Genomic DNA, 14,209 nt, shown 5'->3' on the forward strand with positions numbered 1-14,209 from the left:
CTAGCGTTTATTAATTACGGAAAAGAGTAGCGCACAATCCGTTTTACAACAGAGAAGTACTGGCGAAAGAAGCCGCCGGTATTGTAGTGGATACCGTGCTCTTTAAAGATAGCTTGCACCTTAGGGGCAATTTCGCGGTAGCGTTTTGCAGGTAAATCTGGGAATAAGTGATGCTCTATTTGATAGCTCAAGTGCCCAGTCATTACATGAAACAGGTTACCCCCTTTGATATTTGATGAGCCTAACGCTTGGCGGTAATACCACTGACCTTGTGATTCATTTTCGCAGTCTTGCTGGTTAAATGTTTCAACTTCACCGGTAAAGTGCCCGCAAAAGATAATGGTTGAGGTCCATAGGTTACGTAATAAATTAGCCGCAAGGTTACCCGTTAAAACCCACAAGAATAAAGGCCCAGCAATCAGTGGAAAGAGCAGGTAGTCTTTCACTAGCTGGCGTGCACCCTTACTAAAAAAGCGCTTTTTCAGTTCGCTGTGCGATACCGTGTAATCTCGGTCATCTTTTTTCTTGCCAAAAAACACCCGCTCGGCTGCCATTTCATGGTACGACACTCCCCATTGGAACAGCACACTGAGTAATAGGTAAGTAACAAATTGCCACAGGTTTTTCACCCGCCAACGAAAGTCATTCGATAAGCGCAGTAATCCATAACCGAAGTCGCGATCTTTACCAATAATATTGGTATAGGTGTGGTGCTCGTAGTTGTGAACACGGTTCCAGCTAGCCCCATCGCACGCTATATCCCACTCGTAAGACTTTGAATTTATGTATTTATCATTCATCCAGTCGTATTGGCCATGCATCACATTGTGGCCAATTTCCATGTTATCGAGGATTTTTGCTGTGGCTAAACTAAGCACGCCCACGAGCCATAAAACAGGCTGAATAAAGCCTAGCATTAATAAAACTCGGCCACTCCATTCAAGCACTCGCTGGCAAACAATAACGCGGCGAATGTATTTTACATCTTGCTCACCGAGTTTTGATTTTACATCTGCTTTAACGCTATCGAGTTGAGCTGCTAATTTTTCAAAATTGACTGTTTTTGTTGTGTTCATGCTGATAACTCCACGTCACTGACAGGTTGCGATATGCAAAGTTGAATTAATTGCTCTGAGCTATCAGAGAGCTCACCAGTACGAATATCACGCACGATGCCTTGCTTTTTAACGCATTGGCATTGATGGCAAATTCCCATACCACAGCCAACTGACACCGGCTGTTCATTCGCTTGTAAGTGGGACAGTAAGGTTTGTTGGTTATCAATAGTGAATGTTTTGCCCTGATGAGTGAGTGTTAATTCGTGCTTATCAGAGGTTGCTAAAACAGCAGGGACTGCACTGAAATGCTCACTGTCGATAGGCGTATCTAATTGCTTAGCTAAAGCGGCTGCTTGCTTATACAAAGCAGCTGGGCCGCAGACTAACCAGTGTTTATGCGCATTTGTTGTCAGCCATGTCGTCGCATCGCCATCGTTGTTGCGCTCAAGTAAGTGATAATCAAAATTGCTCAGTGATTGCTTTAGTTGCTCAAGCTCATCTTTAATCCAGTGGCTGTTCGGCTTTGCATAGTAAAGCAGGGTTATAGTGTGTTTGCTATCTGCAGGTAAAGATTTAAGCATGGCTATAAATGGCGTAATGCCTGAGCCACCGGCAAGCATGATTAAAGAGCGCGCGGTATTTGGCATAATAAACTGGCCTTTAGGCTCAGAAATATTAAGCCATTGCCCTGGCCTCAAATTTATTAGCTTTGATGTAAATGCGCCGAACTCTTGGCTGCGGATCAATAAACGAATTTGTCGCTGCTGCCTTGCCAATTGTGGTTCGCTTGCGATGGTAAATACACGCGTTAGCAGTCGACCATTCGTTTGGATTGTTAACGCAATGTGCTGGCCTGCTTGATGAACTGGCCATGTTTTTTCTGGCTCAATTATCAACTCAACGCTTTGTTCAGCAAACACCTGTACATGTTTTACTTGTGCACGAAAGTAGCCTTCGCGCCAGCCTGGTTTAAAGCACTGAACCACCGGCTCCCAGTATCCTGCCCATGACTGATGATGCAATAAATGTTTTGATAATGAATTTAATAACGCTCTCATTTTTCGCCTTTAGCTTACAGGTGTACGCTCATTTGGCGCACAAGTGTAAGCTGAAAGATGATAATTGCAAGCCTAATTTGAGTATTAGCTCTAAATTGAAAGGGCTTGACCTTGCTATTAGGGGGTTATATTTAATGAAAAAAGAATGGATTAATTTTCTTTTTTTTATTTAATTCAAGGTTATATGTTTATTTTGTTTAGTTTTAATTGCCATGCATCTAGGGAAGGGAGTTTTGAGCTCTTTTACAAGAAGTATTAAAAGGGCTCGTTAATTTCGGCTAATAATTAAAAACAGATTTAGCCTTTTTAATCTGTAGCTCTGTCACCGGCTCTAGTGGCAGAGCTTAATTTACAGTTCGAGGTGTATTATGGGGATATTCGTTGGTTTGTGAGCCAATTCAATCTAGTTAATTCTTATGCAAACATTATCCCATCTGAATCTTGTTTAAAGTTATTCTGAGTTTCAACTTTACGCCACACTTTTTCGTGAAAGTAAAACGCAACAGTGTTTACAGCTGGCTCAACAATAGCAACCAAGCCACCAATTAAAAAACTACCTGTTAAAAAGTAAGTCACTGTAAAAGCGATTGCGAAGTGCATCATTGCAAAAGTAACTGTCTTAATCATTTTGAATACCCTAACTCTCATAATTTGATGAGTTTAGTATTGCTCATTCTTTTCCATCTTTAAAATAGAATAAAAGGATTATTGCAATCGAAAAACTGGATTATGGTTTTCACAGTAATGTTCAGAAAGTTTTATTTCAAAGTCTACGAATTCAAATAGAAGTAGATGGTGAGAGTTTCGTAAATATGCATTTCAGTTGGGGCAATAAACTGCGTATTGCCATCGATAATGCATGGCGAGGCTTTAGGGTAATTAAGGAGTAGAAAGCTTATTTAATCAAATTACTTAAGTTTATTTTAAGTTTAAACAAGTACAGTAAAGTTTCGCTAATAAGTAAACAAGATAATTTAAGATAGCTCATTTTTTGTTTTAGATCATTACAGCAAGAGCGCTCAGAGGATAGCGTAATTGTGAGTCTATATTACGTATAAATTTAGCACTATCTCAACGCGTTTTACGAAAGGGGCACTATGAAGATTAAAAATACAACGACTCATTACAGTTCGTTCTCGATATTATTGCACTGGCTTATGTTTATTCTAATCGTCACTGTTTTTGGCAGTATTGAATTGCGAGAGTTATTTGATAAAGGCACGGAAACACGCGATGCTTTTAAAATGTGGCATTTTATGTTGGGTTTATCTGTTTTAGCTCTAGTAGTTGTAAGGTTAGTGGTGCGTGTGCTGGCAGGCTCAACTCCTGCAATAAAACCTGAGCCTGCAAAGTGGCAAAATACATTAGCCAAACTTGTGCACCTAGCGCTCTATGTCTTCATGATTTCAATGCCAATAGCAGGTTGGCTGATATTGAGTATGGCTGGTAAACCCGTGCCATTTTTTGGCTTAGAGCTACCTCCATTAGCAAGTGAAAATAAAGATCTTGCTAAAACTATCAAAGAAATACACGAGACTGTCGGTGAAGTAGGTTATTACTTAATAGGCTTGCACGCCGCAGCTGCATTATTCCATCATTACATTTTGGCTGATAATACCTTAAAACGTATGTTGCCTTTAAAAAAGTAAAGTTTAGTTAGGTCACCATAGATAAGCCTTGAAATCCCATACTAGGATTTATCAGGGCTTGCTCATGACGCAACGAGGCTACTCATTTTTTTCTCGATTTTCACTTTAAGTATTTCGTAACACAGCAATGAAACTTATCTGTGTTACTAACCATTCGTTACCATCACGCAAGCCAAGTTAGTGTTGGGTCAAACACTAACTTGGAAACGCATGAGTCCATCAAAACCTCAATTCATCAGAGATTATCAACGCGCGAGTAAATCACGCTAGGTCAATAAGGTACGGAACTATACTTGTGTGAAAGTGTTGTTTAAAACAAAGTTTGGAGTTCTGAGTTAACGTCCTGGTTTTTAACCTCTCTTTGTACCCATTCATCTTAGTGTACTATTAATAACCAATTATATTTGTATGATGATAAAAATTACTCAAATCTTGAGTTCATAATCCAAAGGAACATACCTAATGTGGTTTACTAATCGCAAACTGTTATCCGAAAATATTTATTTAAAAGAGCAGGCTGCTGAATACGAAAATATAAAGCATGATCTCAAAGAAGAGATGTTGTATTTTCTACTGAACAAAAATAGCACCATCATTGAAGTAAATGAGCGATTTGCAGCAGCGCTAGACCTTCAAGCGAATGATCTAGTTGGTAAAAACTTAAATGATTTGCTCCTAAAAAAATCAATTAATAAACCCCACACACAAAAATTACTTTCGGCAATAAATAAGTTAAACCATTGGCACGGCGCCTTACAATTACAAACTAATACAGGTCGTGAACTGTGGCTCAGGAGCATTTTACAACCAATAAATGGCGAACTTGCCGTGTATTCAGCTGAACTGACAAGAACTATATCTCAATCAAGAGAGAAAGAAGATATGCTTACTGCTCTCAGTCGCTCTTCTGCTGTGATTGAATTTAGCCTGGATGGCATAATACTCAATGCTAACGATAACTTTTTGAAAGCCATGGGGTACTCTCAAGATCAAATACTAGGAAAGCACCATAGTATGTTTTGTGACCCACATGAAGTTGAATCGAGTGCTTATAAACAGTTTTGGTCTGAGCTGAAGCAAGGGCGCTTTATTTCAGACCGTTTTAAAAGGATTGATAGCCACGGTAATGAGGTATGGCTTGAAGCCTCATATAACCCAATTCATGACGACAATGGTGATTTATATAAAGTTGCTAAGTTCGCGACTGTCATTACAGAACAAATGAAAAGAGAGCAAGCAATCTCACAGACTGCAGAGATTGCTTACGATATTTCAAAGCAAACAGACGCAGATGCAGAAAACGGTTTAGAAGTTGTAAAGCAAACAATAATAACGATGAACGCCCTGTCTAAGAAACTCGAAACAGCCAGTGAAGGTATCAATAAATTAGATGTACAATCAGCTAAAGTAGCTGACTTGGTCGATAGTATTAAAGGTATTGCAGACCAAACTAATCTTCTTGCTCTCAATGCTGCAATAGAAGCTGCAAGAGCTGGAGAGCAAGGACGCGGGTTCTCTGTTGTGGCTGATGAAGTGAGGCAGCTTGCTTCAAGAACGAGTGCCGCTACTGAGCAGATAATAGGTGTCGTGACTGAAAATAAAGTACTAACACAAGATGCGGTAACTCAAATTGAATCTAGCCTAGTAGAAGCAAAAGATGCATTAGAGTTATCTAATAGCGCAGGTAGTGTAATCGATGATATTCAAAAAGGTGCTAAAGAAGTGGTTGAGGCCGTCAGTCAATTTAAAACGAATCTTTAGTAAAGGGTTATCGAATTAGGGAAGTAGCGTGCTACTTCTTTTCATTTGAACTTGGCGTGGTTAAAGTCTTGCTAAGTTTTTTGCCGCCAGCTTGTTTTGTAGTTATCAATTAACTCGGAATGCTAAGACAGATTCTCTATGATTGGATTGGAAATACAAACATTCACTTAGATCTACTTGTCAGTGGTAATTTGTGGCCTTCGAGTAAGTTAGCAGACGCCAGTCTAGAAATTTCGGGGTAATCAAGAACCCACAAAAATATCGCAAGTGAAATAAACAAATAAATACTATTCACACCGACTTGAACTAACCCAAGTACGAGCTCTAAACAAAATATCTTCACACAGATTCTCCTCATTTGAACTGTGCAAATACGTATGTTTTAGGTCATAACTTATAGTAATTGGATGAAGGCTAACTTGTTATTGCCCCAAGACGTGTTTGGCGAATTTCTCAAAAAAGCGGGCTTCGAACGTCCGCAATTGCTTTTCTATTTTGTCAAAATATATTGCTTGCATAGTCAGAAAAACGACCCAATCGCTCGTTTTTATCCTGAGGTAAAGCGAGAACTCCTAAATTTTAATAACACTGGTAATTAGTTAACAAGTTTGTTAGAAATAATCTAATAAGAAAAACGAGCTACGCTGTGGTAGAAAAACGCGCGATTAGCTCGCTATAAACATGTTAGTTGCCATATGAAAATTGAGCCACTTGAAGGGTTGGATGTATTAAAATTCGGTGCTACAAAAGAAGATGCTTTAGAACTCTTCGGTAAACCTGATATCGTCGAAAATGAAGGTGGTAAAGACGGTATTCGCGCTGAAGTTTGGGAATACAAAGCGCAAGGCCTAAGGATAGACTTTGATCCTGATTTTAATTTTATCTTGGAAAGAATTTTTGTCTATTCACCGGATGTAAGTTTAGATGGCTTTTTTCCAATTGGATTAACCGAACAAGAACTGTTAACCCACTATCCAAACTTAGAATTAGAAGTTAAAGATGGGCGTTTTACTGATTATGTTGATAATTCCAAAGAGTTGCTGTTCTTCTTGCGGGATAAGGTTGTTAAACGAGTAGACATATTGCCCAGAATTTCTGACTATCTCGATAAGTTTAGTGATACCGGCAACTAACAAGCACATTAAGCCGCTCGCTGGGACAGTAACACGTGGGCTCTGTCGCTTCGCTCGGATTTTAGCCCACGTGTTACTGCCCCTTATGTGGGCGTTATAAGCCACTCTAGTTTGGCACTAAATTAAGGATGATGATGAAAAAAACTCTTTTACTGCTAATGTCTCTTTCGCTATTCGCATGCTCTTCGACTCCTCCTAAGCTTGATGCAAACGAAGAATTCGAACGACTCTATGTTGCGCTTGGAATGGAAGAAATCTTAAGTTCATTTGGTGGTGAAATAAATATCAGTCCTGAAAAATTGTTTTCAGAAACGTTGAGTGATTTACCTGAAAATCAAAAAAGAATTTTTATCGAGTCTATGCCTTCAAAAATAATGACTGATCCTATCAATGTAAATGCAGCTAAAGTTGTATTTAGAACAAAGCTTCTCTCGTTATTAACAGCCGAAGAGTTAAAGATTGCTGCAGATTTTTATTCTAGTAATGTTGGCTTAAAGGCACATCGAGCTATCATAGAGGCAGAAGTAGCTGTTTCTGAGTCTTTAGATTGAATTAATGGCTTATAACAAGTTACTCAAAAGGACGCAAAACGCTTGGCTTGCGCTCCTTCGTCGCTAATTTTAGCCAAGCATTTATGCGCCCATTAGTAAGGCGTTATGCGTATCTAAGGATTGGAGTATGAAATATTATGAGGTGCTCGAAAAATTGTCTCAAGAGCATCCGGTATTAATAGAAAATCTAATTGCTACAGATGACCTTGAGAGATGGGGAGCCATAACTAAAACACTTTCTAAAGATGACAAATCTAAAATCTATGATCTGGCAGAGCCAAAGTGGATTGAGAGAAAAATATTAGATGGGACATTGTTACTTCACCCAGATGTACGCGCTGAATTAGCAGCTCGCGATTACAAGCCATTGAGTATTCATCGAAAAATGATCTGGGCTAGTGTTTTGGTCATGTATGACGGCTCAGATAGCAAAGAACGATATAATCGCATTAAAAATAAGATAATTAAGAAACACAGTAATAAATGGTGGTTTGATGTTCATAAACGAGTCAAACCGACATATGCGGCTAAAAAGCGAATCGAGAAACAAGCTTTAGGTAATGCAACATCATTTGCGTTTCAAAGTAGTTCTTTTTTAGGTGGTGTTGCTCAAGACGCCAGAGACGATGCTCTAAAAATGATTCCAAGAGAATAATACGCATAACAAACGCCTTAAAAAATGGACGCAAAACGCTTGGCTTGCGCTCATTCTTCGCTAATTTTAGCCAAGCATTTTTCGCCTCTTAGGCGGGCGTTAGTTGCCCCTTAGCATTTGTGGTGTACTTTTTGTTGTTAAGGTAAGCTATAATAAATAAATATGGTTCTGTTAGGAGCTCTTATGAAGGCATTATTAGGAAGTTTAGCAAAAATAATTAAAAGTGATTCTTCTGGGAATCAACAACTAAGACAATTCATCTCAAGTAGCTCAAAAGAGTCTACAGTAATAACATTGTCTAATGGTAAGAAATACAGAGTATCTACACATTCCCCTAAAGAGAATGTTGTGGCATGAATATAGCTTTTCCAGCGTTTTTTATTTTACTACTCATCATTCCAGGCTTTATATTTCAGAATTCTTACGAAAAAATAGAAAATACTAATATAGAAAAGAAGCCATTTGACGTTTCTTCGTCATTGGCTTTTTTTTATGCATTAATTTTACATTGTTTCTTAATCTACGTTTTAGTTCCCTTATCAGGAAGTGGAGTTAATTTTGAGCTTTGTATCAAATTATTGACTAGCTCTAAAACATTGAGTGATACAGATCTAGAGGTTATTAACCGCAGTATTCCACGTGTTTTACTTTATTTTGCTTCGTCTTTTATACTTGCTTACCTATTTGGCAAGCTTGTTCAATGGGGAGTTTTTAAGCTTAATCCTTATAAATCTTCTAAATTCTCATTTGACACCCCATGGTATTATGAACTGAAAGGGAAGCTTTCAGATACACAAGATGCCCAAATCATAAAGCTGTCTTGCTTAGTTGAGTCTAAAAACACAGCATTTCTTTATTACGGGTTATTAGAAGATTTTTATCTTGATTCTAATGGACAATTAGACCGAGTTGTTTTATCAGACGCAATGAGAAGGCCAATTGAATCAGACGATGGTTCTCAGAGTTCTAGCCCCCAGCGTTTTTATGAAATAAAAGGTGACAGACTTATGCTCAAATATGAAGATATTAAAAATATAAATATTGAGTATCTATATATTACAGAGGAAGATTAAGGCAACTAACAAGGCACTCAACTAGGACAAAATTAAATAAGCTCGTCGCTTCGCTCGATTTTAGCTTATTTAATTTTGCCTGTTAGCTAAGCGTTAGTTGCTCATGGAGTAAAGGTGAAGAATGAAAGAATTTGTGCAAGACGAGCAAGCATACTTACAGTGGGCTACTAAATACAAAGATACAGGTTTTATTCTTAACGTTGATGAACCACAAAATGTCGATGATTACCCTAAGTTACACTTGGCTCGTTATAAATGTGTAACATCTCCAAAGAAAACTAACTACACCAATAATGAATATTTTAAGGTTTGTTCTGAAAGTAGGGCTGAACTTGAAGCTTGGTCTAAGAGTAAATATGGTAAAGAGCTTACCTTGTGTGGTGTTTGCTTTCGTAAAGAGCTAAAGCGCAACTAACAAAGCCGTTAAACAAAGGACACAAAACAGCAGGCAGTGCTCCTTCGTCGCAAATTTTAGCCTGCAATTTTGTGCCGTTTACGGCAAGCGTTAGGCATATGGTGAACCCTGTCGATAATATTCAACCTGTAGATCAAGCATGTGAAGAATCCTCTTGGGAGATTATTTATCTTTTAAGAGAGCGTGGACACCTTAAAGATCCGGAATCAATGACTATTATTCAAAAATACTTACTTGAATGCTGTAGGCGAATCTGGGAGCTACTTCCTGACTCTGGTAGTAGAAAAGGTGTTGAAGCTGCTGAGAAACTTTGCAAAGGTGAAATCTCATGGGAAGACGCTATGGAAACCGATTGGTATTCTGAAGGTTCGGCTTTTTTATTTGAATACGGCAAAGATACTGACCCTGAAATTAGTGAGTATATTGGTCAAGTTAACTTACAAAGAACTACTATAGGTCGTTTACTTGTTCCACCCGTTTATATGGGCGAAATTGATATCAAGGAATTACTTATGGAAGCTGCGTACTTTGCAAATACAGCCTTAAATTATCCCGGTATTAGTTACGGAACTTCAAAATCGCATAATCAATCAATGCGTGAAATCAGTAAATTTTTACCATTGGATTTGTTTAAAATAATGGTACCAAATTCTTTAATAAACAAGTTGGGTGAAAATATGCCTAACAAGTCATTACAGCAGGACAAATAACAGTTGGCTTTGCTCCTGCGTCGCGATTTTAGCCAACAATTATTTGCCTCTGAATGAGGCGTTATATAGCACAAGGAAGTCATGCGTTATCTGTTACTAATTTCAATTATTCTAATATCAGGTTGCTCAAGGGAGCATCACCCTGCGATAGGTGGTATACAATTTTCAATTGAAGATGCCAACAAAATAGAATTGATAAAACATTTAGACTCATTTGCTCTCAACAACAACTTAGCAAAAAACTACGAAGGTGGAGAACAAATGCTCCCTGAAAAAGCTGCTGTTTTAGTTGCTGCTAAATATTCTTCGGATGACGGCGTCCATATATTTGTTCAAAACTATTTAAACCACGATTGTTTTTTCGCGGCCGCATATGACTTTAATAAAGGGAATGAAAAAAAGGCTAGAGAATTAGCTGAATTACTAAAAGCTGAACTAGTTAAAACGTTTAAAAAACGACTAACTTTTTATAGCGACAGCCAGTGTAAAAGTGCTATATAACAAGCCAATTAAGTACGGTACTGCTAAAGCTTGGCTCGGTTCCGCTTCGCTACACAGTTTAGCCAAGCATTTATCAGCCCCTTATTGGGGCGTTAGGCATATTTCTATTCACATCGGAGTTGTATGAAAACCAAAAAGGATAGGCTGAAAGAGTTTCATAAAAATATGAGCAATGACTCTTTAATACCCTCAAATGCAGAAGAAGCCAATACCTTTCTAAGAAGGCATCTGGATGCGGTTGAAGAATCGTCACTTCCTTCAGAGCAACTTCAAAACTATACATATCGGATGATGATACCTTCTTTTAACATAGAAGGAGCATGGAGTATTAATGGCACAATGCGATCTTGGAAAGCATTTGGTCACATCATCGAAATCCATGATTGTGGGAGTATTAATATTTGCACTAATGAAGGGGTTCAGTGGCTTTCTTTGGGCTCAGCAGCCTAACAAGTCAATTAACTACGCGCCTACGGCGCCGGACAGCCTACACTACGCTTCGCTGCGTTTCAGCTGCCGGTTATTGAGGCGTTAGGTGTAAATCGAAATCGTCGAGTATATGGATATTTTTAAAGGTATAGATTTCAATGATTCGTTTGTTCTTGGCTGGACAGCAAATGAAACGGAAATCATATTTCAGGTAGAGGCTAGTATCTGGCCTGAATCTCCTCATTACCGTGAGCCAAAATCTGATGAATATACCTGTTATCGTAAATGCGAAATCAAGTTTACGAATTTCACTTCATATTCAGGGCTTGCTGTACAAAAATTCACCACGCCAACTATTGATTTAAATGGCTCAAGTGATTACGGCAACATTGATTCGTTAATCAAAACAAATCAAGGGTTTAAGGTCATTGGCGAGTTTGGTAACTTAGAAATCATTAACGGTGAAGTTCAGGTGCAGTTTTACACCTAACAAGGCCATAAAGTCGAGGGACATAAAATAGTTGGTTTGTCGCTCGTACCTCGCTAAAGTATAACCAACTGATTTTATTGCCCCTTATGGCGGCGTTATGTTTCTTGAAAAAATTATGCAACCTGAAGTCGCAACCATTAATGACTTATTCGTAAACTATTTTACGGGCAAAGATTTCGAAAATAATTATGGGGTGCAAGTTACTTCATTAAGTAATTTAAACTCTCTGGTAACGGTGAAATTAAGCTTTTTAAAAAATCATACATACTGCTGTGGTGAGTTAACTTGCCATTTTAAAGCTGATTTCGCTCAAATTAGGAAGCGGGCAAAAAATTTAGGTGTTACCTTAGCTCAAAACTTAACTATAAAATTTGATGTAATCATTGAAGATGGTGCGTTATTTACGTTAGGTGATTCAGCTCAAGTAAGTAAAGGGTTTAAATATACTGAGAGTTTTTGTGAAAATATGCACGAAACATAACAAAGCAATAATGAATGGGACGCAAAAAGCTTGGCTGCGTCACTCCGTTCCTATTATAGCCAAGATTTTTCGCGCCCCATATTGCGGCGTTATACGCCAGGGATTAGAGTCAAATGCTTGTATTACATGGAACAGCTGAATTTACTGAGGAAAATGGACGTTTCGAAAAGGGAAAGCGGTATGCATTTAATATGTTTTCCAGAGATGAAAATTTAAAAGAAATAATCGAGGATGTTGCCCTATATCTAGGAGATTTAGGCTGGAATGAAATTGACGTCAAGAAAACGGGAAAAGTTGCTAGCGATGCAGAACTTACAAAACCCTTGCTTCAACAAGCATTTAATTATGCTCAAGAAAACAGGTTTAGCGTTATAACCTACCAAGACCCGGTGGATGAGGAATTAAAACTCTAGGTATGACGTATAACAAACCACTGTAGTCACTCGCTGGCGCTCGTTGGGACACAAACACGCAGGCTCCCTTCGCTTCGCTCCGTATTATAGCCTGCGTATTTGTGCCCCTAAGTGGGGCGTTAGGTGCATATGCGAATACTACTACCTATCTTACTTTTATTAGCTCCTTTGTCTTTGCACTCACAAGAGTGGGTGGTGCAATATAGTAGTTGGAGTAACTGGGGTGACCGCGGCGACGTATGGATCAACTCAAAAAATAATTTTGTGTTTAATGATTCAGAAAACTTTCAAACAATTCCCTGCATTGGCTCGTTAACCCCTACTCAACTTAAAAATATTGACGTTCTAATACAAAAAATCATCATTACTAAGCCAAAACACTCAATGAATTATGAAAGCGATAGATGTAATGACGAACCTCAGGCAGAATTTAGAATCGTATATGGTGGAGAAGTTTTAAAAGATGGTGTTTTACCAATAATCAGTGAAAGGTTCAGCCTATGGCCTCAGTGTAACGATAATCCTGTTGAACAGTCATGGGTCAAGCTTGCTAATGAAATAGAGTCGTTCGCTTCTTCCCAAGTGAAACTGTGTGACAACTCACCATTTAAGTAGCACCTAACAAGCAAATAATGTGGGACTGCTAAAGCTTGGCTCAGTTCCGCTTCGCTACACAAGTTTAGCCAAGCTTTATCAGCCCCATATTCGGGCGTTACTGATTAAATACTCAACGTGTTTTTGTCCAGTAACGAGTTATGCCCTTATGACTCTGCCCATGCCGGAAAACTCATCTAGTCACCATAAAACATCTCACTTATCTCATCACATAGTTTGGTTCGATAGATAATCTCACTGCATTACTACTGAAATATCGCTCTCGAAGGATCTTAACTACTTTTAAACTTGATCTAGATCAAAGAAACTTCATTCGCAGCAATCTATATTACGCGGCTGCAATTTTCGCTGCTTTTTGAAATCTAGATTAGCTTTTAAAGGCAATACTCCATCATCGTGCTTAAAGGTGTGTCATGGCATTACTCATCAATAACAAATGTATTAACTGTGATAAGTACTAGGTGCCAGGATTTAATGAGGAAAAACAAATAGTTGAATTTTGCTGTGTTCTTTTTTGTGTTGGTGATTTTTGACTAATCAACAACAAAGCTAAGTATTAACTAAGTTTGATGGAAAAGCAAATTGTATTAACTAAATCGACTTTTTTATCAATTTTATGCATTTTTTCACACGCTTTCCCTCCTTGATTTTCTCTTAAATTACTACGTAACACAGTACCATTAACTCGTAACACAGAATGATAAATGCGTAACACAGAGATGAAACTTACCTCTGTTACTTACCAATCGTTACCATCACGCAAGCCTAGTTAGTGTTAGGTCAAACACTAACGAGGAAACTCATGAGTACATCAAAATCACAATTCATCAGAGAGTATCAACGCGCGAGTAAATCACCTTGGGATGACAACTCAACCATTTTGCTATTAGCAGATGTTGATGAAGCGTCTACAAGCGATTTAATCGAACTTAGCTTTAGCCATTACATTTATATGCACAGAGATAGGGTAGGCAGTGTATTGGGTATAAGCATCTCTAAGCAGCTTTTTGATGATAATCCTGATTTTTCAGGGCGCTATTTAGATGGTGTAGAAATGTATGCTTTTTTGCTTCTGTACATTGAGCAAATAAAAGAATTCTGTCATTTATTTTCAGCGGAGTTCGAAGCGATATTCTTAACTAAACCAACAACTTTCTTCAGTTACGCTGAAGAAAGCTGGTTAGAAATCATCGAAAAAAGTTAAAACTGGCGAACCC

The 14,209-nt window shown here is 38.3% G+C and carries 19 protein-coding genes; 16 read left to right on the top strand and 3 right to left on the bottom strand.

Annotated elements, in window-relative coordinates; all coding sequences use genetic code 11:
* Nucleotides 1-14: 14 nt before the first annotated feature.
* From MTF66_RS02530 to MTF66_RS02540, 3 genes are all read right to left on the bottom strand, one after another.
* Nucleotides 15-1,076: an acyl-CoA desaturase gene (locus MTF66_RS02530; protein ID WP_248526256.1), complete on the bottom strand. Its 1,062-nt coding sequence runs from the start codon at nt 1,074-1,076 to the stop codon at nt 15-17.
* Nucleotides 1,073-2,116 (bottom strand): flavin reductase family protein, encoded by a 1,044-nt coding sequence (locus MTF66_RS02535; RefSeq protein WP_248526257.1) that lies wholly within the window; start codon nt 2,114-2,116, stop codon nt 1,073-1,075. Before MTF66_RS02535 ends, MTF66_RS02530 begins: the two co-directional genes overlap by 4 nt.
* Nucleotides 2,117-2,530: 414 nt before the next feature.
* Complete coding sequence (locus MTF66_RS02540) at nt 2,531-2,743, bottom strand: DUF2061 domain-containing protein (protein WP_062565838.1); 213 nt, start codon at nt 2,741-2,743, stop codon at nt 2,531-2,533.
* 470 nt (nt 2,744-3,213) lie between these two features.
* Between MTF66_RS02540 and MTF66_RS02545 the strand changes: the two genes are divergently transcribed.
* The 16 genes from MTF66_RS02545 to MTF66_RS02620 all read left to right on the top strand — a co-directional run bounded on the left by MTF66_RS02545 (nt 3,214) and on the right by MTF66_RS02620 (nt 14,196).
* On the top strand, nt 3,214-3,765 hold the full coding sequence (locus MTF66_RS02545; RefSeq protein ID WP_248526258.1) for a cytochrome b: 552 nt from the start codon (nt 3,214-3,216) through the stop codon (nt 3,763-3,765).
* A gap of 462 nt (nt 3,766-4,227) precedes the next feature.
* Nucleotides 4,228-5,526: a PAS domain-containing methyl-accepting chemotaxis protein gene (locus tag MTF66_RS02550; RefSeq protein ID WP_248526259.1), complete on the top strand. Its 1,299-nt coding sequence runs from the start codon at nt 4,228-4,230 to the stop codon at nt 5,524-5,526.
* 695 nt (nt 5,527-6,221) lie between these two features.
* On the top strand, nt 6,222-6,659 hold the full coding sequence (locus tag MTF66_RS02555) for a hypothetical protein (protein WP_248526260.1): 438 nt from the start codon (nt 6,222-6,224) through the stop codon (nt 6,657-6,659).
* 134 nt (nt 6,660-6,793) lie between these two features.
* The gene (locus MTF66_RS02560; RefSeq protein WP_152440964.1) at nt 6,794-7,210 is read left to right on the top strand and encodes a hypothetical protein; all 417 of its coding nucleotides are present in this window, start codon (nt 6,794-6,796) and stop codon (nt 7,208-7,210) included.
* Nucleotides 7,211-7,337: 127 nt separating this feature from the next.
* Entirely contained in the window at nt 7,338-7,865 is a 528-nt protein-coding gene (locus MTF66_RS02565) for a hypothetical protein (RefSeq protein ID WP_248526261.1), read from the top strand.
* 183 nt (nt 7,866-8,048) lie between these two features.
* The gene (locus MTF66_RS02570) at nt 8,049-8,222 is read left to right on the top strand and encodes a hypothetical protein (RefSeq protein WP_248526262.1); all 174 of its coding nucleotides are present in this window, start codon (nt 8,049-8,051) and stop codon (nt 8,220-8,222) included.
* Nucleotides 8,219-8,938, top strand: a complete 720-nt coding sequence (locus tag MTF66_RS02575) for a hypothetical protein (RefSeq protein ID WP_248526263.1) — start codon at nt 8,219-8,221, stop codon at nt 8,936-8,938. The genes MTF66_RS02570 and MTF66_RS02575 overlap by 4 nt, the downstream gene beginning before the upstream one ends.
* A gap of 121 nt (nt 8,939-9,059) precedes the next feature.
* Nucleotides 9,060-9,353, top strand: coding sequence for a hypothetical protein (locus MTF66_RS02580; protein ID WP_248526264.1), 294 nt, complete (start codon nt 9,060-9,062; stop codon nt 9,351-9,353).
* 98 nt (nt 9,354-9,451) lie between these two features.
* On the top strand, nt 9,452-10,063 hold the full coding sequence (locus MTF66_RS02585; protein ID WP_248526265.1) for a hypothetical protein: 612 nt from the start codon (nt 9,452-9,454) through the stop codon (nt 10,061-10,063).
* A gap of 81 nt (nt 10,064-10,144) precedes the next feature.
* A complete protein-coding gene (locus MTF66_RS02590; RefSeq protein WP_199524110.1) occupies nt 10,145-10,564 on the top strand; it encodes a hypothetical protein in 420 nt (139 codons plus the stop codon).
* A 123-nt stretch (nt 10,565-10,687) separates the two neighbouring features.
* Entirely contained in the window at nt 10,688-11,014 is a 327-nt protein-coding gene (locus MTF66_RS02595) for a hypothetical protein (protein ID WP_248526266.1), read from the top strand.
* 109 nt (nt 11,015-11,123) lie between these two features.
* Entirely contained in the window at nt 11,124-11,483 is a 360-nt protein-coding gene (locus MTF66_RS02600) for a hypothetical protein (protein WP_248526267.1), read from the top strand.
* A gap of 97 nt (nt 11,484-11,580) precedes the next feature.
* Nucleotides 11,581-11,964, top strand: coding sequence for a hypothetical protein (locus MTF66_RS02605; protein ID WP_063529928.1), 384 nt, complete (start codon nt 11,581-11,583; stop codon nt 11,962-11,964).
* 113 nt (nt 11,965-12,077) lie between these two features.
* Nucleotides 12,078-12,377, top strand: a complete 300-nt coding sequence (locus MTF66_RS02610; RefSeq protein ID WP_123324716.1) for a hypothetical protein — start codon at nt 12,078-12,080, stop codon at nt 12,375-12,377.
* Nucleotides 12,378-12,506: 129 nt separating this feature from the next.
* Entirely contained in the window at nt 12,507-12,992 is a 486-nt protein-coding gene (locus MTF66_RS02615; RefSeq protein ID WP_248526268.1) for a hypothetical protein, read from the top strand.
* An 802-nt stretch (nt 12,993-13,794) separates the two neighbouring features.
* Nucleotides 13,795-14,196, top strand: a complete 402-nt coding sequence (locus MTF66_RS02620) for a hypothetical protein (protein ID WP_130167734.1) — start codon at nt 13,795-13,797, stop codon at nt 14,194-14,196.
* Nucleotides 14,197-14,209 lie beyond the last annotated feature (13 nt).

The sequence above is a fragment of the Pseudoalteromonas sp. 2CM39R genome, from assembly GCF_023161845.1.